Origin of the sequence: Rahnella selenatireducens (assembly GCF_046449555.1) — a bacterium.
In the GTDB taxonomy this organism is placed as follows: Bacteria; Pseudomonadota; Gammaproteobacteria; order Enterobacterales; family Enterobacteriaceae; genus Rahnella; species Rahnella selenatireducens.
Genome location: NZ_JBKEZJ010000021.1, coordinates 1 through 21564 on the forward strand (window position 1 = coordinate 1; position 21564 = coordinate 21564).

At 53.5% G+C, this 21564-nt stretch carries 15 protein-coding genes; 10 read left to right on the forward strand and 5 right to left on the reverse strand.

Translation table 11 applies throughout. The annotated features are described in order from the left end of the window. From ACLBVC_RS22490 to garD, 3 genes are all read right to left on the reverse strand, one after another. The coding region (locus ACLBVC_RS22490) for a DUF6531 domain-containing protein (RefSeq protein ID WP_410151480.1) at window positions 1-491 on the reverse strand (491 nt) is incomplete at its 3' end. Between the two features lie 19 nt (window positions 492-510). Continuing rightward, a complete protein-coding gene (gene tssI / locus ACLBVC_RS22495) occupies window positions 511-2676 on the reverse strand; it encodes a type VI secretion system Vgr family protein (protein ID WP_410151481.1) in 2166 nt (721 codons plus the stop codon). A gap of 247 nt (window positions 2677-2923) precedes the next feature. Continuing rightward, the gene (gene garD, locus ACLBVC_RS22500) at window positions 2924-4495 is read right to left on the reverse strand and encodes a galactarate dehydratase (RefSeq protein ID WP_195816428.1); all 1572 of its coding nucleotides are present in this window, start codon (window positions 4493-4495) and stop codon (window positions 2924-2926) included. 651 nt (window positions 4496-5146) lie between these two features. Here garD and garL point away from each other — a divergent pair. From garL to ACLBVC_RS22520, 4 genes are all read left to right on the forward strand, one after another. Beyond that, the gene (garL, locus tag ACLBVC_RS22505) at window positions 5147-5917 is read left to right on the forward strand and encodes a 2-dehydro-3-deoxyglucarate aldolase (RefSeq protein WP_410151482.1); all 771 of its coding nucleotides are present in this window, start codon (window positions 5147-5149) and stop codon (window positions 5915-5917) included. 37 nt (window positions 5918-5954) lie between these two features. Beyond that, the gene (gene garR, locus ACLBVC_RS22510) at window positions 5955-6839 is read left to right on the forward strand and encodes a 2-hydroxy-3-oxopropionate reductase (RefSeq protein WP_410151483.1); all 885 of its coding nucleotides are present in this window, start codon (window positions 5955-5957) and stop codon (window positions 6837-6839) included. 120 nt (window positions 6840-6959) lie between these two features. Further along, complete coding sequence (locus tag ACLBVC_RS22515) at window positions 6960-8099, forward strand: glycerate kinase (protein WP_410151484.1); 1140 nt, start codon at window positions 6960-6962, stop codon at window positions 8097-8099. A 117-nt stretch (window positions 8100-8216) separates the two neighbouring features. After that, a complete protein-coding gene (locus ACLBVC_RS22520) occupies window positions 8217-9524 on the forward strand; it encodes an amino acid deaminase (RefSeq protein ID WP_410151485.1) in 1308 nt (435 codons plus the stop codon). A 57-nt stretch (window positions 9525-9581) separates the two neighbouring features. Here ACLBVC_RS22520 and barA read toward each other — a convergent pair whose 3' ends face one another. Continuing rightward, the gene (gene barA, locus ACLBVC_RS22525) at window positions 9582-12332 is read right to left on the reverse strand and encodes a two-component sensor histidine kinase BarA (RefSeq protein ID WP_410151486.1); all 2751 of its coding nucleotides are present in this window, start codon (window positions 12330-12332) and stop codon (window positions 9582-9584) included. 63 nt (window positions 12333-12395) lie between these two features. On the opposite strand from barA, the gene rlmD reads away from it, so the two are divergent. From rlmD to queE, 6 genes are all read left to right on the forward strand, one after another. Further along, entirely contained in the window at window positions 12396-13766 is a 1371-nt protein-coding gene (gene rlmD / locus ACLBVC_RS22530) for a 23S rRNA (uracil(1939)-C(5))-methyltransferase RlmD (protein ID WP_410151487.1), read from the forward strand. Between the two features lie 9 nt (window positions 13767-13775). After that, entirely contained in the window at window positions 13776-16013 is a 2238-nt protein-coding gene (relA, locus tag ACLBVC_RS22535) for a GTP diphosphokinase (RefSeq protein ID WP_410151488.1), read from the forward strand. 80 nt (window positions 16014-16093) lie between these two features. Then, window positions 16094-16897: a nucleoside triphosphate pyrophosphohydrolase gene (gene mazG / locus ACLBVC_RS22540; protein ID WP_410151489.1), complete on the forward strand. Its 804-nt coding sequence runs from the start codon at window positions 16094-16096 to the stop codon at window positions 16895-16897. A gap of 348 nt (window positions 16898-17245) precedes the next feature. After that, window positions 17246-18883, forward strand: coding sequence for a glutamine hydrolyzing CTP synthase (pyrG, locus tag ACLBVC_RS22545; RefSeq protein WP_152324024.1), 1638 nt, complete (start codon window positions 17246-17248; stop codon window positions 18881-18883). 75 nt (window positions 18884-18958) lie between these two features. Then, window positions 18959-20263 (forward strand): phosphopyruvate hydratase, encoded by a 1305-nt coding sequence (eno, locus tag ACLBVC_RS22550; RefSeq protein ID WP_101078452.1) that lies wholly within the window; start codon window positions 18959-18961, stop codon window positions 20261-20263. A 165-nt stretch (window positions 20264-20428) separates the two neighbouring features. After that, complete coding sequence (gene queE, locus ACLBVC_RS22555; protein WP_410151511.1) at window positions 20429-21100, forward strand: 7-carboxy-7-deazaguanine synthase QueE; 672 nt, start codon at window positions 20429-20431, stop codon at window positions 21098-21100. An 18-nt stretch (window positions 21101-21118) separates the two neighbouring features. Here the strand turns inward: queE and queD are convergent, their stop codons facing one another. After that, the gene (gene queD, locus ACLBVC_RS22560; protein WP_120134241.1) at window positions 21119-21478 is read right to left on the reverse strand and encodes a 6-carboxytetrahydropterin synthase QueD; all 360 of its coding nucleotides are present in this window, start codon (window positions 21476-21478) and stop codon (window positions 21119-21121) included. Between the last annotated feature and the right edge of the window lie 86 nt (window positions 21479-21564).

Below are 21564 nucleotides of genomic sequence, written 5' to 3' on the forward strand. Positions count from 1 at the left end.
TCCGGCAGCGCCTGCCAGAGCTTGCTGAGCGGATGAGCCTCGATTTGTTTATCGACGCCGCCGCGCGCCAGCCAGAGTTTTTCGCTGTGGCTGAAGGCAATCTGGCCGGGAGGCAGATGATGGAAATGAATGCTGCGCCCGGCGTTGTCGTTAAGGATAAGTTCGTCAGCACGGATTTGCAGGCGGATATCCGCCGCCGCCGACCAGCCGGGGCCAAACATCCCGACCGGCGCGGGCGTATCCGTTTTATAGCTGCTGTAAGAACGCGATAGCACAAAGGGCAGCGGCGCGGCAAGCGCGATATCGGTCTCGCCGGGCAGGACTTTGGCGCCGAGCGATGGGTTCACGGGGCTGCCTTCCACCACGCCGCCGGGGCAGACGGAACACGCCACGCCGGTGGGCGCACCAATCATTACGCCCAGCGAGCCCTGCACAATCGGGCCGCCAATGGCGGTGTTATCGAACTGCCGGGCAGCGGGAAATCCGGTCATGAGTAAGTCCTTTTAGGTGTTAAAAATCCATAGCTAATGGAGAAAGCGAGCCTTTTTGATTAGTGTCACTGTCGGTATCTGTGTCAGCCGGGGGTGTCGGCGCAGGTGCTGATGCACCGCAGTTGAGGTTTATCAGCAGAGAATCCGCGTTGACAAACTTTGTGCCCTGAAGATTAATTTCCAGACCGGAGATAAACACTTTTCCCTCTTTGGTCAGTACGATTTTTGCCCCCCCACAGCCCAGCTCAAGATGATCACCGGCGGAATAAAGCGAGACGCTGCCCACGCTTTCGGTTTTCCTTTTGCCTACATTCACTGTCATTTTCTTTCCAGCAGTAACGCTGTAATTCGAACCTACCAGCAATGTTTTAGCGACGCCGATTTGAGAGGTTTGCGTGACCCCTACAGTGGTGTTCATGGCGCCAGTCACGCTGACCTGATAGGCCATGCCAACCGTTAAGGCACTGATAAGCCCTACGTTTTCTGTTTTAAAAAATTTAATGGTTTCGGACTGGTTTTTATCAATCTTCACAATCTGATTAGCGGTGATGGTTTCAATCTGGTTTGCTCCGATACTTTGGATCTGGTTTTTCGTAATAGTCACCATCTGATTGCCGCCAACGTTTTCTGTATGGTTTGCCACCACTTCAGTTTTACGGTTGTTCAGCACTTTGGTTTTCATATCCTTCTGTGCGTGCATCGACAACAATTCGTTACCTGTGGCATCCTCAAACATCAGCTCATTGTAGCCACTGCCCTTGTAGGTCTGGGAGCGGATCGCCATCTGCGTTTTGGTGCCCGGTAAGCTACCCGGTGAACGGTTGCTGGCATGGTAGGTGCGGCCGGTAATGATGGGTTGATCCGGATCGCCGTTGAGGAAGTCGACAATGACCTCCTGCCCGATTCGGGGGATGGCGATATTGCCAAATCCGGTGCCTGCCCATGCCTGTGAAACACGTATCCAGCATGAGCTGCCATCATCAGCTTTGTTATAGCGATCCCAGGCAAATTTCACCCGTACGCGGCCATGTTCATCGCAAAAAATTTCTTCTCCCGGCGGACCGGTAACGATGGCGATTTGCGGACCATCGATGCGGGGTTTCGGGAGTGGGGCGGGTCGCCATGTTGTTGAGGCGGGGATCACTTCGAATTGATTACTCAGGGTCGTCCCCTGGCCCTCGCTGCCAATAAGCGCCTGCGGCTGGTGACCTTGCATTTCAGTGGTAACGACCTGCCATTTGGCGTTCAGATCTTCGCGGGGATGATCGGTCAGGGAGAAGCAAACGCCCGGTTGTAATTGCGGCGTGTTACTGTTGCCCACGACCACATCAGCATTGTTACGCCAGCCTTCAATCTGATAACGGGAAAAATCCTCGCCGTGCTGCTCATCTTTGAAGCGTCCCGGATAATCAAAAATTTCATACATGCCGCGCTGATATTTTAGCGTTGAAGGCTCTTCCTGATAACGTGCAGCCCAACTGGGGGCGGTGAACGTGTAATCCTGAGTGGTGACCTGCGAAGGCCTGATTTGCGCGCTACGGCGGAAATTGTTGATGCAATAGGTTTCAGCCTCGGAGGCCGCATTGGGGTTATAAGGTAATTTCCCCACACTACTCAGCACGCTGCAGCTATCTGAAAAGGTGAGTTTTTGAACGCCAGATTGAAGAGATTCTTCTTCGTAAAAAAATATCCCTTCCTCTGCGACCAGACGGGAAATGAAATCGAAATCACTCTCCATAAACTGAACGCAAAATTCGCGACGGCCATGGGCTGATCCAAAAAGAGTGTCGTGCTTATGGATACCCATTTCTTCAAGCAACGGCCTGATAATGGTCGCGATATCTTCATTCTGAAAACTCCGGCAGTTACGACGATGCGTGCTGCGCCAGAATTCGGGGCGAAGGATCATTCGATAAAGTGTCTGATGTTTGCCGGTATCGCCTTGTTCGCAGAACACAACAATTCCGCGTACCCGGCGTTTTATTTCCTCACCTTGCCAGATAGTGAGCGTCGCTTTCTCGTCCAGCACCTTTTCGAATCCGATAGCCGGATCGGTACTGGCCAGTGTGACACGCAAGGTAAAAAGCGCTGAGTAAGATTGAGAAAGCTCAAAGTTCACCACGGCGAAAGTATTCTCAGGCGTACTGCCCGCAGTGAAGGTAAAACGAGTGCCATTGACCGGCATGATGTTAGTCCTTTAACTGATGGAATCATTGATAGAATGATAGAGTTTTTAAATACTCATAATTGTAATAAATACAATTAAATCAATTGATTATTAAAATTCAGGCAAAGGTAAACTTATCTGGAAGAAGTAAGCGAGAGGGAGATCACAAAGGGATAAAGAGTTAAGAGGAATTGATGTTTTTAAAGATAATAAAATTTTACCCACCAGAAAACTGATGGGTAAAATCTTCCTGAAATCTTAGAACTCAGGTCACCGGTGCCGGGTTGAATACGGCGAGGGCATTGTGGATACCCCAGGTGTCTGACCAGGTTTTCTTACGGCCGCTGGCGATATCCAGAATAAAGCGGAACAACTCCCAGCCGACGTCTTCGATGGTGGCATCGCCGGTGGCAATCGTGCCTGCGTTGATGTCCATCAGGTCATGCCAGCGGTTTGCCAGCGTGGTGCGCGTTGCCATCTTAATGACCGGAACCGCCAGCAGGCCGTAGGGCGTACCGCGACCGGTGGTGAACACCTGCACGGTAATACCTGACGCCAGTTGCTGCGTACCGCAGACAAAATCGCTGGCAGGCGTGGCGGCGTAGATCAGGCCTTTTTTCGTCGGACGCTGTCCGGGGGACAGAACTTCCGAGATAGCGCTGGTGCCGGATTTGGCAATCGAGCCGAGCGCTTTTTCGACCACGTTCGCCAGACCGCCTTTTTTGTTGCCCGGCGACGGGTTGGCGCTGCGATCGGTCTGGCCCATCGACAGGTAATTATCGTACCAGGCCATTTCTTCCAGCAGGCGTTTCCCGACATCCACGTCAGCCGCGCGTGGTGTCAGCAGATGGATGGCGTCGCGCACTTCGGTGACTTCGGAGAACATCACGGTCGCGCCGCAGCGTACCAGCAGGTCAGATGCAAAGCCGACTGCCGGATTCGCCGTAACGCCGGAGAATGCGTCGCTGCCGCCACATTGTGTGCCGACGACCAAATCCGACGCCGGACAGGTTTCGCGCTGACGGCGGTTCAGGCGTTCCAGATGGAACTGCGCGACGGTAAGAATATCGTCCACCATCGACTGGAAGCCGACGTGCTGTTCATCCTGCAAGCGTACGATGTGGGTGTCATCGAGCGAAATCGCCTGCACGTCCGGCGTGCCTTCCAGCAGGCGTTCCGGCTGCAATTTCTCGCAACCCAGCCCGACGACCATCACTTCTCCGCCAAAATTCGGGTTCAGCGCCAGATTGTGGATAGTGCGGATCGGCACAATGGCCGCGGGCGCGTTGATTGCCACGCCGCAGCCGTAAAGGTGATTGAGCGCGACAACGCCGTCAACATTGGGGAATTTGGGCAATAAATCACGCTCGATGATTTTCACCACGTAATCCACCACGCCCGCCACGCAGTGAACGCTGGTGGTGATCCCCAGAAGGTTCTTTGTGCCAACGCTGCCGTCGGCATTGCGATAACCTTCAAAGGTGTAACCTTCCAGCGGCGGCAACGGTTGCGGGACGCGTGTCGCCAGTGGCAGGCTGTTGAGTTCCGGCGCAACCGGCAGCTCTACCAGGGATTCATCAATCCAGCCGCCCTGCGCAATATCCCGAACGGCGTAACCAATGACTTCACCATAACGAATTATATCGCCGCCTTTCGCAATAGGGGTTAAAGCCACCTTATGGCCTTGCGGGATATGCTCAATTAATTCCAGACCGTTAGAAAATCGGGTGCCGGCCTTTAAACCATTGTCATTAACAATAATAGCAACGTTATCGCTTTCGTGAACCTTTATAAAAAGCGCTTCGGTAGCATGTTCTTTATCTTTATTACGTGACATAACTGTCTCCGCTTTATTAAATATCCCGAAAGAAGGCTTCAGGTAATTCTCTGAACGTTACGCTGACACTCTGGCTGTCCGTACGGAAGAGGGAGTTCATTATAAAGGACTGATGGCGGAAGCTCATTGTGCAACTGACTAGCTTTTTGCCCGCAGAGCGTCATTCTGTGGGGCAGGTGACAGATTAAATGTGATGAATATCACCCTTTGTTTTGCGGGGATATCAGGTCTTCACAATCTGTGATTCTCCTCCCATGCGGATGTGTGGATGCAAAAGAATAGTCACAATTACATCGTTCATTCTTGTGCGATTGCACAGTGTTATTTTGAGCCCTGTTTTTTATACTGTATTGGCTCTCCGGAGGCGGTGTGGAATACCCTGTGAGTTAATTTAAGGGAAGGATAAATGCACAGAATATGGGTGATATATAAGTATTTTTCGCAGGGAATAATAGATGATATAAAAATAAAATGGTATTCCAAAACTGATTTTTTCCTGCGAAGAATTCTGCATAAATAGTGTGATGTACAACATGAGAGTTCAGCTCCGGCCCGATGCTGCTGAACCTAAACGTCTGAAACTCGAAAACAGTAAATTGCGATGGCGGGTTTTCCGGACACTCCGGCTCCCGCTCCATAACGAGGTTAGAGATGAGTAATCAAATGATTCCAAACCGGTTCCGCCAGGACTTATTACAAGGGAAAACCCTGATTGGCTGCTGGTCAGCGCTGTGCAACCCGATCTCCACAGAAGTGCTCGGTGTGGCGGGTTTTGACTGGCTGCTGCTTGATGGCGAACACGCGCCGAATGATGTGACGACGTTTGTTCCGCAGCTGATGGCGCTGAAAGGCAGCCGCAGTGCGCCGGTTGTGCGCCCGCAATTTAATGATCCGGTCGTCATCAAACGCCTGCTGGATATCGGTTTCTACAACTTCCTGATCCCGTTCGTTGAAACGCGGGAACAGGCTGAACGCGCCGTGGCTTCTACCCGTTATCCGCCAGCGGGGATCCGCGGCGTTTCGGTTTCTCACCGCAGCAATATGTTCGGCACCGTGCCGGATTATTTCACCAGTATTAACGACAACATCGCGGTGATGGTGCAGATCGAAAGTCAGCAAGGCGTCGACAACCTTGATGCGATTGCGGCCGTTGACGGCATCGACGGCATCTTTGTCGGCCCGAGCGATCTGGCCGCGGCCATGGGGCATCTCGGTAATGCCGGGCACCCGGAAGTTCAGGCGGCAATCCGTCACATTTTTGAACGTGCAAAAGCACACGGCAAGGCCAGCGGCATTCTGGCACCGGTTGAAGCGGACGCACGTCGCTATCTGGACTGGGGCGCAACCTTTGTTGCCGTTGGCAGTGATTTAGGCGTTTTCCGCGCTGGTACGCAGGCGCTGTGCGATCGCTTCACCAAGTGAACCGGTCTCATCACATTAATATAAAGAGGATACCCGAATGAAAATTGGCTTTATTGGTTTAGGCATCATGGGCAAACCTATGAGCAAAAACTTGCTGAAAGCAGGTTATGAGGTTGTCGTGATGGACCGTAATCAGGACGCGGTCGGCGAAGTGGTGAAACTGGGCGCAACGTCCGCGGAAACACCGAAAGCCGTTGCGGCGCTGTCTGACGTCATCATCACCATGCTGCCGAATTCACCGCAGGTTAAAGAAGTGGCGCTGGGTGAACATGGTCTGATTGAAGGCGCGCGTCCGGGCACGATTTTCATCGACATGAGTTCTATCGCACCGCTGGCGAGCCGTGAAATCAGCCAGGCGCTGGCCGCGAAAGAAATCGCGATGCTCGACGCGCCGGTTTCCGGCGGCGAACCGAAAGCCATCGATGGCACCATGTCTGTTATGGTCGGCGGCGACAAAGCGGTCTTCGAAAAATGTTATGAAATCATGAAATCCATGGCCGGTTCCGTGGTGCATACCGGTGATATCGGCGCGGGTAACGTCACCAAACTGGCTAATCAGGTCATTGTGGCGCTGAACATTGCGGCGATGTCCGAAGCGCTGGTTCTGGCGACCAAAGCAGGCGTAGATCCTGATTTAGTTTTCCAGGCGATTCGCGGGGGTCTGGCGGGAAGTACGGTTCTGGAAGCAAAAGCGCCGATGGTGATGGATCGCAACTTCAAACCGGGGTTCCGCATCGATCTGCATATCAAAGACTTAGCCAATGCGCTGGACACTTCTCATGGCGTCGGCGCGCAGCTGCCTCTGACCTCGCTGGTCATGGAAATGATGCAGGCACTGAAAGCGGATGGTCACGGGCAATCTGACCATAGCGCCATTGCACGCTATTATGAAACCTTAGCGAAGGTTGAAGTTACCCGTTAGTCTGCGGTGGCAACGTGGCCGAAAATCGTCAAACAGGCCGCGTTTCCCTTCAGGCAGGATGCAAAACTGACAGGACGCTTTTCCACATCGGCGCGTGCAGTTTATGAAGGTAATGACTTTATGAAAATAGTGATCGCACCGGATTCATACAAAGAAAGTTTGTCGGCTTTGGATGTGGCAAAAGCCATCGAGAGTGGCTTCCGTGAGATTTTCCCCGAAGCGGAGTACGTCAAGCTGCCGGTTGCTGACGGCGGCGAAGGCACCGTCGAAGCGATGGTGGCGGCGACCGGAGGCCGCGTGGTTAAGGTGACTGTCACCGGGCCGCTGGGCACGCCGCTTGAGGCTTTCTTCGGGCTATCCGGGGATGAAAAAATCGCTTTCATTGAAATGGCGGCTGCCAGCGGGCTGGAAAGTGTGCCTGCCGCGCAGCGCAATCCCCTGAAGACCACCTCTTTCGGCACGGGCGAGCTTATCCATTCTGCGCTCGACCATGGCGTGAAGCATTGCATTATTGGCATCGGCGGCAGCGCCACCAATGATGGCGGGGCAGGCATGATGCAGGCGCTGGGCGCAAAACTGCTGACCAAAGAAGGCAAGCAAATTGGTCAGGGTGGGGGCGAGCTGGAAAAACTGCATCGTATCGATATCAGCGAACTGGATCCCAGAATTAAAAAATGCCGCTTCGAAGTGGCCTGTGACGTCACCAATCCGCTGACCGGAAAAGACGGCGCCTCTGCGATCTTCGGGCCGCAAAAAGGCGCGACGCCGGAAATGATCGAACAGCTCGACGGCTATCTGCATCATTATGCGCGGGTGATCAAAAAGGATCTGGGCATCGACGTTGAGCATGTGCCGGGTGCTGGTGCAGCAGGCGGAATGGGCGCGGCGTTGTTCGGATTTTGCCATGCTGAACTTCGTCAGGGCATTGAGATTGTCACCGACGCGCTGGGTCTTGATGCGCTGGTGAAAGACGCCACGCTGGTGATCACCGGCGAAGGGCGTATCGACAGCCAGAGCATCAACGGTAAAGTGCCGATTGGTGTCGCGCGGGTCGCCAAGCGTTATAACAAACCTGTCATTGGTATCGCAGGCAGCCTGACCAAAGATGTGGATGTTGTTTACAGCCACGGACTGGACGCCGTTTTCAGCGTGCTTTACAGCGTGTGTACGCTGGAAGAGGCCCTGAAAAATGCCGCAGACAATCTGCGCAAGTCGGCACGCAATATTGCCGCCACCATTAAGTTATCGCAAAAACTCTGAGCTGAAACAGTCAGTATAAAAAACCGGTGTTCAGGCCCAGCCTGCGCCGGTTTTTGTATTTTATTTGCGGCGATTTTACGTTAGGTTTTAGAAACATTCGCCAATGAGAAAACACGCATGTCAGAGACTGATTTTTCGAAGCAGCCGGTAGAAACTCAAACCAAGGGATTAGGAACGCTGAAAGCCGGTGCGCTGACGGGCGATATCCGTGCGCAGGGCTGGAATATTCTGCGTGAAGACGTCAGCCTGCCGGTCGCCGTTCTGCTTGAAGAAAGAATCGAACACAATCTTTCCTGGATGCGTGAATTTATCCAGCGCTACCGCCTGAGACTGGCGCCGCACGGCAAAACGACCATGAGCCCCGAGCTGTATCAGTTGCAAATGGAATACGGCGCGTGGGGCATCACGCTGGCAACTGCGCCGCAAGTGAACGCGGCATTTCAGCATGGCGTCCGCAAAGTGATTATGGCGAATCAGTTGGTCGGCAAAGGCAATATGGCGATGATCGCCGGACTGCTGCGCGAGGATCCTGATTTTGATTTCACCTGCATTGTGGATTCTGCCGAAAACGTGGACGCGCTCGGGCACTATTTTGCGGGTCAGCAGCTCAGATTGCGGATTATGTTTGAATACGGGATTGTTGGCGGCCGCACCGGGATCCGTACAGATCAGCAGGAGGCTGGCGTACTCGCCGCCGTGAAGCGCTGGCCGCAATCGCTGGCGCTGGTGGGCGTCGAACTTTATGAAGGAGTCAGCAACGACGAAGCGATCATCCGCACTTTTCTGCGTCATGTTCTGGCACGCACCGAAGCGCTGGCCCAGGCCGGGGAGTTCGCTGAACCGACGGTGATTCTGACCGGTGCCGGTTCGGCCTGGTTTGACGTAGTGGCGGAAGAACTCACGCGGGAAGATCCGCATTTGGATGCGCAAAAGCGTTATACGCTGGATATCATTTTGCGTTCGGGTTGTTACGTCACGCACGACGTAGGCGCGTATCAGGCTGCGCTGGAACGTATGCAAACCAGCAATCCGGTGGCGCGTGAAATGAACAGCAGTTTACAGCCCGCGTTGCAGGTCTGGGCGGCGGTGCAGTCTTTGCCGGAACCGGGCAGGGCGATTATCGCCTTAGGTAAACGCGATGCGGGTTATGACGCCGGTTATCCGAAGGCCACCGGGCATTTCCGTCCGCGCAGTGTTACGCAGGCCGGTTACACCACGGTGGTGCCTGCACCTGACGACTGGAAGGTTTACGCGATGATGGATCAGCATGCGTTTATGTCGATCCCGGAAAATGCGGATCTGAAAGTCGGCGATATGCTGGTATTTGATATCTGCCATCCGTGCCTGACGTTCGACAAATGGCGTCAGTTATTGCTGGTCAATGAGCAATGGGATGTCACCGGCGCGGTGAAAACCTGGTTCTGATGCGCTGATTGCGGAAACCAAAACGCCCGGCATGATCGGGCGTTTTCTTTTGCGGTTTTACCTCGGCAAATATGCCACCGCAGCCTGTTTCACATTTTCGATTTCGTCGAGCAGCTCGAACCATTCCGGCTCCAGAGCATCGACGCTCACGCCCTGACGCAGTTGTTGTTCGATGTAGAAACACAACTGTTTCAGGCGCGGCACGCCGCTGTAGCTGCAACTGCCGTGCAGTTTATGGATAAGCGCCAGAATGTCGTTATCCGGCTCGTTACGCGTAACGGCTTCCACCCGTTCGGCCACCTGCGGCAGGAACTCCACCAGCATTTGCAGTAAATCCTGTGCCAGCGCGACTTTATTGGCGGACTGGCTCAGCGCCAGCTGCCAGTCGAGCGTGCTGATCGGCGCGAGTTTTTCTTCGGTTTGTAACGGCGAATTCAGCTGAGTCTGATGAGAATGATGACGCGACAGCACATTTTTCAGCATGCTTTCGTCGATGGGTTTCGCCAGATAATCATCCATGCCGAGTTTCAGCAACTGTTCGCGTTCGCCGCTCAGCGAGTGCGCGGTGACCGCAACGACCGGAGTATTAGCGTGGCGCGCCATCTGGTGAATGATTTCGCTGGCGCGGATACCGTCGATATCCGGCATCTGAATATCCATCAAAATAATATCCAGATCGGTATGACGCGCGACGTCAATCGCTTCCTCACCGCTGTGGCACAGCACGGTGGTTTCCACCAGTTCTTCGAGCAATGCGCCAATCAGTTTGAGGTTCGCCGGGTTATCGTCCACAGCCATCGCGGTCAGCGGCAGGCGCGAGGTCCGGCCTTCTTCGTTGTTAATCACCCTGACCGAGGTCTGTTGTTCTTTAAGCAACAAAGGCAGCAGGCGGATGCTGGACATCGGTTTGATCAGGCAAGCCTGCACGCCGCGTCGTTTCAACTCTTCGGCATCGACCTGAAACTGGCTCGGCAACGCCAGCAGAAGGTGACGCGTCATGCTCAGTACCTTTTTCAATTTGCCGTCGTAATCGGACAGTGCCTGGTCAGGCTTGACCGGAATGCTGCACAACATCATGTCGTAATACGCATCAGGCAGCGCCGCCAGCGTGGTGCGGTGGGTGATATCAAGCGGTGTGGCTTGCAGGATTTCCATCGTGGCTTTCGCCGCCGCCGGGTTGGCTTCGACGTAGGCCAGACGTTTGCCTTCAAGGCCGCTCATGGAAACCGGCGTCACGTGGCGGTTTTCATTGAGTTCCAGCGTGACGTGGAACCAGAACGTCGAACCGCGGTTGATCTGGCTGTAGAAGCTGATGTCGCCACCCATTTCTTTGACCAGACGCTGAGTGATGACCAGACCCAGACCGGTGCCGCCGTGACGGCGTGAAATGCTGGCATCTGCCTGGCGGAAGGCCTGGAAAAGCTGCGACTGCTGGCGCTCGGAAATCCCGATGCCGGTATCGTGGATCTGCACTTCCAGTTCCACCTGTAAATTATTCTGCGAGCGCAATTCCACATTGATATCAATGTTGCCGCTTTCGGTGAATTTAATCGCATTTCCCAGCAGGTTGGTGACCACTTGCTGCATGCGCATCGGGTCGCCGAGAACGTTTTCCGGCACGTTATTGTGGACGTTCAGTGTCAGTTCCAGCCCTTTATCATGCGCGGTGTGGGCGAGCAAAATCACCACTTCGTCGAGCATTTCGCGCAGGGCGAAGGGAATATGTTCGAGCACCAGCTTGCCGGCTTCCAGCTTCGAGAAGTCCAGAACGTCATTAATGATGGTCAGCAGGTGGTTCGCGGAACGCTCGATGGTTTGCAGGTAATCCGCCTGCGTTGGCGAGAGCGGCGTTTTCAGCGTCTGACGGGTGAAGCCAATCACGCCGTTCAGCGGCGTACGCAGCTCGTGGGACATATTGGCCAGAAATTCAGATTTAATACGCGCGGCTTCCTGCGCACGTTTTTTGGCGAGGTCGAGCTCGACGTTCTGGATTTCCATCTGCTCAAGCGTTTCACGCAAATCTGACGTGGCCTGATCGATATTCTGCTGCACTTCTTCGTGATACGCCGTCAGCGACATCGCCATTGAGTTGATGCCGTTTTTCAGCATGCTCAGCTCGCCCGGCATATTGCCTTCCACGCGGCTGTCGAGCTGGCCGCGGCGGATGCGGTCAACGGTATTGACCATATTGCGGATGGGACCGGTGACGTCGCGCATCAGGCGGTAAGCAAACAGGGTAGCGATCCCCAGACACAGCAACAGCAGCATGGTGGAAACAAACGCTTCCTGATATTGCGCGAGCCGGACGGAACGCAAATCCAGCTCAATGGCGATATAGCCCAGCATGTGTTCCTGCGACATCCTGAATGCTTCATCATCCGTTTCTGTGTGGTTTTCGGCCTGAATCGGCGTGCGCAGAATTAACATATCGCCGGCGCGGGCTTTGGTCAGGTTGCGCGGAATATCGTCGACACTTTTCACCTGCAACGGGCTGCCTTCGCGCAGCGAGTTGGAGGTGGCGAACAGTTTGTTGTCGCCGTCATAGACGCTGATGCTGCGGACAATATCGGAATGATTGCGGTGAAGTCGGCTGATCAAGCGCTTAACCGGTTCGCGCTCGCGGAACGTCATGCCGTATTCGCTCGCGACCGCCAGAGGTTCGATAATGCTGGCTCCGGCGTCTGTCAGCTGGTTCTGCAACTCGTTGTAGCGGTGCACCACAAAGAAGGTGCTGAGCAGCAAACCGATCATTAACGTCGGTGCCAGAATCAAGATCATCATCCGTGCGCGAAGGCTATATTTGGTCATGAGGTTCCAATGTGGGAGAATTACCTAAAGTAAGCTTAATAAACCAGCGTGCAATCGACAATAATGGCTCAATTCTACTCTCCGAACCGCCGCGTGACGACCCGGCAAACGATAACTGTGACCGCCACCGACCTTGATGCTTTCGGGCAAGGTGTTGCGCGCCACAACGGCAAGGCCGTGTTTGTCAGTGGTTTACTGCCTGACGAACAGGCGGAAGTCACTTTAACAGAAGATAAAAGCAAGTACGCCAAAGGGCGTCTGAAACGTTTGCTGAATAGCAGTGCTGAGCGCGTAAAACCGCAGTGCCCGCATTATTCGACGTGCGGAGGTTGCCAGCAGCAGCACGCCAGCGAGGCGCTGCAACAGCGCAGTAAAGCCGCGTCATTGTTACGGCTTATTTTCCGAGAAACCGGCGTGCAGGCGCAGGAACAGCCGGTGATTGCCGGTCCGCAATATGGCTACCGCCGTCGTGCGCGTCTGGGATTACAAATCGCGGGCGTTAAACCGGGCCGTAAACCGGGTTCTGCAAACGGCCCGCTGGTGATGGGATTCCGTCAGGAAGGATCAAACGATCTGGTGGCCATTACGCATTGCCCGGTTCTGCGCCCGGAGCTGGAAACGCTGCTGGTGCCGTTGCAGGAATGCCTGGCATCGCTGTCGGCGGTAAAACGTTTAGGGCATCTGGAACTGGTGCTGGCTGATAACGGCGCGGTGCTGGTGCTGCGTCATCTGGATCCGCTCAGCGAGGCCGATCGTGCGCGCCTGATGGCTTTCGCTGCCGGACATCAGTTAACCCTTTTTCTGGCGGCGGACAGCGAGTCGCTGGAATTATTGTGCGGCGAAACGCCGTATTATCACATCGATGACCTGAATCTGAAATTCGGCCCGCGCGACTTTATTCAGGTTAACGATGCCGTTAATCAGCAAATGGTGGCGCAGGCACTGGAATGGCTGGCGCTGACACCTGAAGATCGCGTGCTGGATTTGTTTTGCGGGATGGGAAATTTCACCCTGCCGCTGGCAAAAAGAGCTAAGCAGGTTGTCGGCGTCGAAGGTGTTGCTACACTGGTGGCGAATGGGCAAGATAATGCCCGGAATAATGGATTAGATAATGTGTCGTTTTTCCATGAAAATCTGGAAGACGATGTCAGTAAACAACCCTGGGCGGCGCAAGGCTTCACGAAAGTCCTGCTGGATCCGGCCCGGGGCGGCGCTGCTGGCGTAATGACGCAGATTATTAAGCTTGCCCCGAGGCGCGTGGTGTACGTGTCCTGTAATCCCACGACTTTGGCCCGGGACAGTAAAATTTTGTTGGAGGCGGGTTATCGCTTAGCTCAGGTTCGTATGCTGGATATGTTTCCGCACACCGGGCACCTTGAATCGATGGCTCTGTTTATCAACCCGTCTGATACAGGCGTTGTATCAGAAACGTAGGGAGAGGGTATGGTTGCGGTAAGAAGTGCACATCTGAATACGGCTGGCGAGTTTGCGCTCGACGACTGGATCAACAGTTTAGGGCTGTCCAGCCAGCAATCATGTGAGCGTTTAGCCGAAACCTGGCGCTACTGCGAACAACAAACGCAGGGCCATCCTGACGCGTCGCTTCTGCTGTGGCGCGGTCTGGAAATGGTTGAAATCCTCTCGACCCTCAGCATGGATAACGACAGTATGCGCGCCGCGCTGCTGTTCCCGCTGGTCGATGATGGCATCATCGACGAAGAAACCCTCACGCAGCATTTCGGCAAAGGCATCACGGATCTGGTTCACGGTGTCCGTGATATGGATGCCATCCGCCAGCTGAAAGCCACACAAAACGATTCTATGGGTTCCGAGCAGGTGGATAACGTCCGCCGCATGTTGCTGGCGATGGTGGAAGATTTCCGCTGCGTGGTGCTTAAGCTCGCCGAACGTATTGCGCATCTGCGTGAAGTCAAAGACGCGCCGGAAGAAGAGCGCGTTCTGGCAGCGAAAGAATGTACCAATATCTATGCGCCGCTGGCGAACCGCCTGGGTATCGGCCAGCTCAAATGGGAACTGGAAGATTTCTGCTTCCGCTATCTGCATCCCGACGAATATAAACGCATTGCCAAGCTGCTGCATGAGCGCCGTATCGACCGCGAACAGTACATCGACGATTTCGTGTCGACGGTGAAAAACGCCATGCTGGAAGAGGGCATCAAAGTTGATGTCTATGGCCGTCCGAAACATATCTACAGCATCTGGCGCAAGATGCAGAAAAAATCCCTGTCCTTTGATGAGCTTTTCGACGTGCGCGCCGTGCGTATCGTGGTGGAACGCTTGCAGGATTGTTACGCCGCATTAGGGATTGTGCACACGCATTTCCGCCATCTGCCGGACGAGTTTGACGACTACGTGGCCAACCCGAAACCCAACGGTTATCAGTCGATCCATACCGTGGTGTTGGGTCCGCGCGGTAAAACCCTGGAAGTGCAGATCCGTACCCGCCAGATGCACGAAGACGCCGAGCTGGGCGTCGCCGCGCACTGGAAATACAAAGAAGGCACCGCCGTGGTCGGTGGTCGCAGCGGGGGTTACGAAGGCCGTATCGCATGGCTGCGTAAACTTATCGCGTGGCAGGAAGAAATGGCCGATTCGGGCGAAATGCTCGACGAAGTTCGCAGCCAGGTCTTCGACGATCGCGTTTACGTATTTACGCCAAAAGGCGACGTTATCGACCTGCCGATGGGCTCAACGCCGCTCGATTTTGCTTACCACATCCACAGCGATGTCGGTCACCGTTGTATCGGTGCCAAAATCGGCGGGCGCATCGTGCCGTTCACCTATCAGTTGCAGATGGGGGATCAGATTGAAATTATCACCCAGAAGCATGCGAACCCAAGCCGCGACTGGCTGAACCCGAGCCTCGGTTATGTCACCACCAGCCGCGGGCGTTCTAAAATCCAGAACTGGTTCCGTAAGCAGGATCGCGACAAGAATATTATTGCCGGTAAGCAGATCCTCGACGATGAACTGGACCGGCTGGATATTAGCATCAAAGATGCCGAGAAACTGTTGCTGCCGCGCTACAACGTGAACTCGCTCGACGAGGTTCTGGCCGCGATCGGTAACGGCGATATCCGCATCAACCAGATGGTTAACTTCCTGCAATCGCAACTGAAAAAGCCGAGTGCAGAAGAACTGGATAAAGAAGCGCTGCGCCAGCTGACACAGAAAACCACACCGCCGCCGGCGCGGAGCAAAGACAATGGTCGCGTCGTCGTCGAAGGCGTGGGTAATCTGATGCACCACATTGCGCGTTGTTGCCAGCCAATTCCGGGCGATGAAATCGTCGGCTACATCACGCAGGGGCGCGGGATTTCCATCCACCGCGCCGATTGTGATCAGCTGGAAGATTTGCGCTCAAATGCGCCGGAACGCGTGGTAGACGCCGTGTGGGGCGAAAGCTATTCCAGCGGCTATTCACTGGTGGTGCGTGTTGTCGCGAACGACCGCAGCGGGCTGCTGCGAGATATCACGACCATTCTGGCCAACGAAAAAGTGAACGTGCTGGGGGTTGCCAGCCGCAGTGATACCAAGCAGCAACTGGCTACCATCGATATGGATATCGAAATCTATAACCCTCAGGTTCTGGGGCGAGTGATTGCCAAACTGAATCAGCTTCCGGACGTTATAGAAGCTAAGCGACTGCACGGCAGTTGATTATCTTTATCTGAAGGCCCGCCAGTCGGGCCTTTTCTATTTTTATTCCGCCAGAAAAAATTTTAAAACGGACCGACCTCATGACCGAATCATCTCTCCAACGTTTGCTCACCATCATGAAAACTCTGCGCGACCCGCAAGCCGGTTGCCCCTGGGACAAAGAGCAGACTTTTGAGACTATCGCGCCGTATACGCTGGAAGAAACCTACGAAGTGCTGGACGCGATTGCCCGCAAAGATTACGCCGATGTGCGTGACGAACTTGGCGACCTGTTATTTCAGGTGGTGTTCTATGCCCAGATGGGCAGCGAGCAGGGATTGTTTGAATTCGACGATATCTGCAATGCGATTTCCGACAAGCTGGAACGACGCCATCCGCAAATTTTTGGTGGTGAAGCTGCGTGGCCGGCAGACGCCAGCAGCAAAGACGTGCTGGTGAAGTGGGAAGCCCGCAAGGCGCTGGAACGTGCAGATAAGTCGCTTCATTCCGCGCTGGATGATATTCCTTCTGCGCTGCCCGCGCTGATGAAGGCGCATAAAATTCAGAAACGTTGCTCGAACGTGGGTTTTGACTGGACGACGCTCGGGCCGGTGCTCGACAAAGTCTACGAAGAAATTGACGAAGTGATGTTCGAAGCGCGTCAGGCGGTCATCGACGAAGATAAACTCGGTGAGGAAATTGGCGATCTGCTGTTCGCGACCGTTAATCTTTCCCGTCATCTGGGCCATAAAGCGGAAGATGCATTGCAGGCTGCCAACCGCAAGTTTGAGCGCCGCTTCCGGCAGGTTGAGGAGATTATTCGCAGCAAAGGGTTAAATATGGAAGATGCCACGCTCGAACAGATGGAAGCCGCCTGGCAGCAGGTGAAAAAGCAGGAAGGCTGAGATCGGCGAATGCGACTTTGATCGGCGACAAGATCTGAAGGTGCTGAAACGGTTAAGCTCAGTGTCATTCAGGGGCTAAAACGCTGATCTGCGGCATTAAAGTCCAACAAATTGAAATCTAAGATGTTTTAGTGTGTCATGCGAACAGTAATGCACGTTTTACCGGCTAACTGTTTGTTTTTGAAAGACTGAGAAGGAAGGGCTGAAAGGCAAAACCCTTCTGAACTGACGGCAAGGAAACGATGATGGACAGCAAAACGATTATTTGTGGCGCACACAAGGTTCCGGTATACTGTTTTCCCGTCTTGGTTACTCCATCATCTTTAAACCTAACCTCTCAGGTTCAGCATGACAACTAATTATATTTTTGTGACCGGCGGGGTCGTATCCTCTCTGGGTAAAGGCATTGCCGCAGCCTCTCTGGCGGCTATTCTTGAAGCCCGTGGCCTCAACGTAACCATCATGAAACTGGACCCGTATATCAACGTGGATCCGGGTACGATGAGCCCAACTCAACACGGCGAAGTCTTCGTTACCGAAGATGGCGCTGAAACCGATCTCGATCTGGGTCACTATGAGCGTTTCATCCGCACCAAGATGACCCGCCGCAATAACTTCACCACTGGCCGTATCTATTCTGACGTGCTGCGCAAAGAGCGCCGCGGCGATTATCTCGGCGCGACCATTCAGGTTATTCCGCACATCACCAACAACATCAAAGAACGCATCATTGAAGGCGGCGAAGGCCACGATGTCGTGCTGGTTGAAATTGGCGGTACTGTCGGTGATATCGAATCTCTGCCGTTCCTGGAAGCGATTCGCCAAATGGCGGTTGAAGTGGGCCGTGAACATACGTTGTACATGCACCTGACCCTGGTGCCGTACATGGCCGCTGCCGGTGAAGTAAAAACAAAACCGACTCAGCATTCTGTTAAAGAACTGCTGTCTATCGGTATCCAGCCAGACGTGCTGATCTGCCGTTCTGACCGCGCTGTTCCTGCCAACGAACGTGCAAAAATTGCGCTGTTCTGTAACGTGCCGGAAAAAGCGGTTATCTCCCTTAAAGATGTTGATTCCATTTATAAAATCCCGGCCCTATTGAAATCTCAGGGTCTGGACGACTATATTTGTAAACGTTTCAGCATCAACGCGCCGGAAGCCAATCTGTCCGAGTGGGAACAGGTTGTTTACGAAGAAGCTAATCCGGGCGGTGAAGTCACCATCGGTATGGTCGGTAAGTACATTGAGCTGCCAGACGCCTATAAGTCAGTGATTGAAGCGCTCAAACACGGTGGCCTGAAAAATCGCCTGACCGTGAACATTAAACTTATCGATTCACAGGATGTCGAAACCCGTGGCGTCGAAGTGCTGAAAGGTCTGGACGCAATCCTTATCCCGGGTGGCTTCGGTTACCGTGGTGTGGAAGGGAAAGTCGCGACAGCCCGTTATGCGCGTGAAAACAACATTCCTTATCTGGGTATTTGTCTGGGTATGCAGGTCGCGTTGATTGAGTTTGCCCGTAACGTTGCGGGTATGGATAACGCCAACTCAACGGAATTTGTGCCAGACTGTAAGTTCCCGGTCGTCGCCCTCATCACTGAATGGCGCGATGAAGAAGGTAACGTCGAAGTACGTTCCGAAGACAGTGATTTAGGTGGAACCATGCGTGTAGGTGGTCAGCAATGTCACCTGAACGAGGGTAGCCTGGTTCGCGAGATGTACGGCGAGCCGACAATAGTTGAACGCCATCGTCACCGTTACGAAGTGAACAATATGCTGCTGAAACAAATCGAAGCCGCAGGTTTACGCGTAGCCGGTCGCTCTGGCGATAAGCAACTGGTGGAAATTATCGAGTTGCCAAACCATCCGTGGTTTGTTGCTTGCCAGTTCCATCCAGAATTTACGTCTACGCCGCGTGATGGTCATCCGTTGTTTGCAGGCTTCGTGAAGGCTGCCGGTGAGTATCAGAAGCGTCAGGTAAAATAAAATACAGGGGAAACGACGTGTCGCAGATACGTCGTTTGTCTGAAGCTTTAGTTAACTTGTACTGAGGAAATCCTAATGTCCAAAATCGTTAAAGTCATCGGTCGCGAAATCATCGATTCACGTGGTAACCCGACTGTAGAAGCTGAAGTTCATCTGGAAGGTGGTTTTGTTGGTCTGGCTGCTGCGCCATCAGGTGCTTCTACCGGTTCCCGCGAAGCGCTGGAACTGCGTGACGGTGACAAATCCCGTTTCCTGGGCAAAGGCGTTCTGAAAGCCGTTGCTGCTGTTAACGGTCCAATTGCTCAGGCTGTATTGGGCAAAGACGCGAAAGACCAGGCTAACATCGATAAAATCATGATCGACCTGGACGGTACCGAAAACAAATCTAACTTCGGTGCTAACGCGATTCTGGCTGTTTCCCTGGCTGCTGCTAAAGCGGCTGCTGCTTCTAAAGGTCTGCCACTGTACGCTCACATCGCAGAACTGAACGGCACCCCAGGCAAATACTCTATGCCACTGCCTATGATGAACATCATCAACGGCGGCGAACATGCTGATAACAACGTTGATATTCAAGAGTTCATGATTCAGCCTGTTGGCGCGAAAACACTGAAAGAAGCCATCCGTATGGGTTCTGAAGTTTTCCACACCCTGGCTAAAGTTCTGAAATCTAAAGGCATGGGTACTGCTGTGGGTGACGAAGGTGGCTACGCGCCAAACCTGGGTTCTAACGCAGAAGCTCTGGCTGTTATCGCAGAAGCTGTGAAAGCAGCAGGCTACGAACTGGGTAAAGACATCACCCTGGCGATGGACTGTGCAGCATCTGAATTCTACAAAGACGGTAAATACGTTCTGGCTGGCGAAGGTAACAAAGCTTTCACTTCTGAAGAGTTCACTCACTTCCTGGAAGACCTGACCAAACAGTACCCAATCGTTTCTATCGAAGACGGTCTGGACGAATCTGACTGGGCTGGCTTCGCTTACCAGACTAAAGTTCTGGGCGACAAAATCCAGCTGGTGGGTGACGATCTGTTCGTAACCAACACCAAGATCCTGAAAGAAGGTATCGACAAAGGCATCGTTAACTCCATCCTGATCAAATTCAACCAGATCGGTTCACTGACCGAAACTCTGGCTGCGATCAAAATGGCTAAAGATGCTGGCTACACTGCCGTTATCTCTCACCGTTCAGGCGAAACTGAAGATGCAACCATCGCTGACCTGGCGGTCGGTACTGCTGCAGGCCAGATCAAAACCGGTTCAATGAGCCGTTCTGACCGTGTTGCTAAATACAACCAGCTGATCCGTATCGAAGAAGCGCTGGCGGCACAGGGTACTCCTGCTCCGTTCAACGGTCTGAAAGAAGTTAAAGGTCAGTAATTACTGCCCCGTAACGCTTTCTTAAAAACCCGCTCCGGCGGGTTTTTTTATGCCTGAAAAATGGCGACGGGCAAATCTGCCATACTCATTTACAGCACAAGTTTGGCCTCACCCGTCTTATCTGTGATAATGCGCGCTGATTTTTTAGAGATGACTGAGAAAACGATGCAGTACCCGATTAATGAGATGTTCGAAACCCTGCAAGGGGAAGGTTATTTTACCGGCGTGCCGGCGATTTTTGTGCGCCTGCAAGGCTGCCCGGTGGGTTGCAGCTGGTGCGACACCAAACACACCTGGGATAAAATTGCCGATCGGGAAGTCGATATGCAGCGCATTCTGGTCAAAACCGAAGAGAGCGATGCCTGGGGTAACGCGACGTCAGAACAGTTGCTGGATGTGATTGCACAACAGGGTTACACCGCCCGTCACGTGGTGATTACCGGCGGCGAGCCGTGTATTTATGACCTGACCGAGCTGACTTCTTTGCTTGAGAAAAACGGCTTCAGTTGTCAGATTGAAACCAGCGGCACGCATGAAGTGCGTTGTTCAGTGAATACCTGGGTCACCGTTTCACCTAAAGTGAATATGCGTGGCGGTTACGACATTCTGCCGCAGGCGCTGAAACGTGCTGATGAAGTGAAACATCCGGTGGCGCGTCAGCGTGATATCGACGCACTGGAAGCGTTGCTGGCAACGCTGACCGACAGCAAATCACGGATTATCGCGTTGCAGCCTATTAGCCAAAAAGAAGAAGCCACCAAACTTTGCATCGCGACCTGTATTGCAAAGAACTGGCGGCTGTCGATGCAGACCCATAAATACTTAAATATCGCCTAAATAGCGATATCGGATGGATTAGCCTTTATAGACGCAACCCGCTGTGCAAGTTTCTTTCACGCGCACGGCGGAAAGCAAAGGCAGCTTCGGCTTCATCTCATTCCAGATCCATTCCGCCAGCACTTCGCTGGTTGGGTTTTCCAGGCCCGGAATATCATTCAGATTATAATGATCGAGGCGGTCCAGCGTCGGGTTGAATGCAGCTTTCAGATCGGCGAAATCCATTACCCAGCCTGTGTGCGGATCCACTTCACCGGTGATTTCTATACGAACGGTAAAAGAGTGGCCATGCAACCGGCCACATTTGTGCCCGGCAGGGACGTGCGGTAAATGGTGTGCGGCTTCGAACTGAAAATCTTTAAATAATGTGGTGGTCATGAGGCTGTCTCGTTGCTCGAAAAAACGCGGCATAGTACCGGAATACCGGCTTACGTGCCATGACTTAACTGCGCTTTTCTTCACCA

Bases quoted from the DNA above. Each gene is read 5' to 3' on its own strand.
- tssI (WP_410151481.1), bottom strand. From the start codon at position 2,676: ATGCCGGTCAATGGCACTCGTTTTACCTTCACTGCGGGCAGTACGCCT.
- garD (WP_195816428.1), bottom strand. From the start codon at position 4,495: ATGTCACGTAATAAAGATAAAGAACATGCTACCGAAGCGCTTTTTATA.
- garL (WP_410151482.1), top strand. From the start codon at position 5,147: ATGAGTAATCAAATGATTCCAAACCGGTTCCGCCAGGACTTATTACAA.
- garR (WP_410151483.1), top strand. From the start codon at position 5,955: ATGAAAATTGGCTTTATTGGTTTAGGCATCATGGGCAAACCTATGAGC.
- ACLBVC_RS22515 (WP_410151484.1), top strand. From the start codon at position 6,960: ATGAAAATAGTGATCGCACCGGATTCATACAAAGAAAGTTTGTCGGCT.
- ACLBVC_RS22520 (WP_410151485.1), top strand. From the start codon at position 8,217: ATGTCAGAGACTGATTTTTCGAAGCAGCCGGTAGAAACTCAAACCAAG.
- barA (WP_410151486.1), bottom strand. From the start codon at position 12,332: ATGACCAAATATAGCCTTCGCGCACGGATGATGATCTTGATTCTGGCA.
- rlmD (WP_410151487.1), top strand. From the start codon at position 12,396: ATGGCTCAATTCTACTCTCCGAACCGCCGCGTGACGACCCGGCAAACG.
- relA (WP_410151488.1), top strand. From the start codon at position 13,776: ATGGTTGCGGTAAGAAGTGCACATCTGAATACGGCTGGCGAGTTTGCG.
- mazG (WP_410151489.1), top strand. From the start codon at position 16,094: ATGACCGAATCATCTCTCCAACGTTTGCTCACCATCATGAAAACTCTG.
- pyrG (WP_152324024.1), top strand. From the start codon at position 17,246: ATGACAACTAATTATATTTTTGTGACCGGCGGGGTCGTATCCTCTCTG.
- eno (WP_101078452.1), top strand. From the start codon at position 18,959: ATGTCCAAAATCGTTAAAGTCATCGGTCGCGAAATCATCGATTCACGT.
- queE (WP_410151511.1), top strand. From the start codon at position 20,429: ATGCAGTACCCGATTAATGAGATGTTCGAAACCCTGCAAGGGGAAGGT.
- queD (WP_120134241.1), bottom strand. From the start codon at position 21,478: ATGACCACCACATTATTTAAAGATTTTCAGTTCGAAGCCGCACACCAT.